At 27.2% G+C, this 1,538-nt stretch carries 1 protein-coding gene; it reads left to right on the forward strand.

The annotated features are described in order from the left end of the window. The first annotated feature begins 225 nt into the window (after positions 1 to 225). Positions 226 to 1,365 (forward strand): aldo/keto reductase, encoded by a 1,140-nt coding sequence (locus tag ACKI67_RS05900; protein WP_407462512.1) that lies wholly within the window; start codon positions 226 to 228, stop codon positions 1,363 to 1,365. Positions 1,366 to 1,538 lie beyond the last annotated feature (173 nt).

Here is a 1,538-nt window from a genome sequence, read left to right on the forward strand (position 1 = left end):
TAATTCAAATAATAAAAATTTTTTACCATTTATTAAAGAAATAAAAGGATATTATTTGAAAAATTTTAATCTTTAATTTGTTTAAATTTTAAGATTTTATTAGTATAAATTTTAATCTTTTGTTTGCATAAAAACATTTATATATACAATAGATTAAAAATAATTTTATATATACAAAACTAATTGATTTTTTTTGTGATTTAATAAAATATTTGGAGATAAAAAATGGATTATAAATCAAAATTTGGATTTGGATGTATGAGATTGCCTCAGACTGATGATAATGACCCTACTAAAATTGATCAGGAATTATTTAACGAAATGGTAGATTTATACATGGAAAAAGGATTTAACTACTTTGATACCTCATTTGCATATCATAATGGGAAAAGTGAAGTGGCAATGAGAAAGGCAATTGTGGAAAGATATCCTCGTGAATCCTACAAAATATGTGATAAGATGCCTACATGGGCATTGACAAGTGAAGAGGATAATGACAAATTCGTAAATACCATGCTTGAAAGACTTGGTATTGATTATTTTGATGTATTTTTCATTCACAATATAAACGTTCCATGGTTGAAATTAGCTGAAGAGCACAATACATTCGAATATGTGAAGACTATGAAAGAAAAGGGAATAGCAAAGGAAATTGGAATAAGTTTCCATGACAACTCTGAATTGCTTGAAAAATTCCTTGACAAATATGCTGATATGATTGATATTGTACAGTTGGAACTTAATTATCTTGATTGGGAAGATCCTGCAATTGAGGCTCATAAATGCTATGACTTATGCGTAAAGCATGGACTTGACGTTTATGTTATGGAACCATTGAAAGGTGGAGTCATAGTTAATCAAAGTGAAGAGATCAATAATGATTTCAAGGAATTTAATCCTGATAAGTCAATTGCAAGTTTTGCTATGAGATTCTGTGCATCCTTAGAACATGTAAAAATGGTTTTAAGTGGAATGAATAAGATGGAGGACCTATTGGATAATATAAATACTTTTGAAAACTTTGAGCCTTTAAGCGAAGAAGAAACTGAGTTTTTATTAAAAGAAGCGGATAAATTAAGGGAAAATCTTGCTGTACCATGCAGTGAATGCGGATACTGCCTAAAAGCTTGCCCATTAGAGATTCCTATTCCAGAATATTTCAGGTTATATAATCATCATAAGGTACAGAGCCAATCCAATATCTATAGGTTATACTATGATAAATTAGGAGAAGAAAAGGTCCCTGCAAGTGATTGTACACAATGTGAAACCTGTATTGATTACTGTACACAAAAGATAAATATTCCAGAAAAATTAGAAGAAGTTTGTGAACATTTCCAAGAAGGATTCAGTCCTTATGGATAAGTTAATCGATTATATTTCAATTAATTTTATTTAATTTTATTTAATTTATTTTTATTTTAATCTATTTTATTCAATTTTTTAATATTTAATCTAATTTATTCAATTTTTTATTTCTTAAATTTAATTTTATTAAATTGTAACATTTTTGATAAAAATAGTGATAAAAGTTTACT

This window comes from Methanobrevibacter sp. (assembly GCF_045577275.1).
Classification (GTDB): Archaea; Methanobacteriota; Methanobacteria; order Methanobacteriales; family Methanobacteriaceae; genus Methanobrevibacter.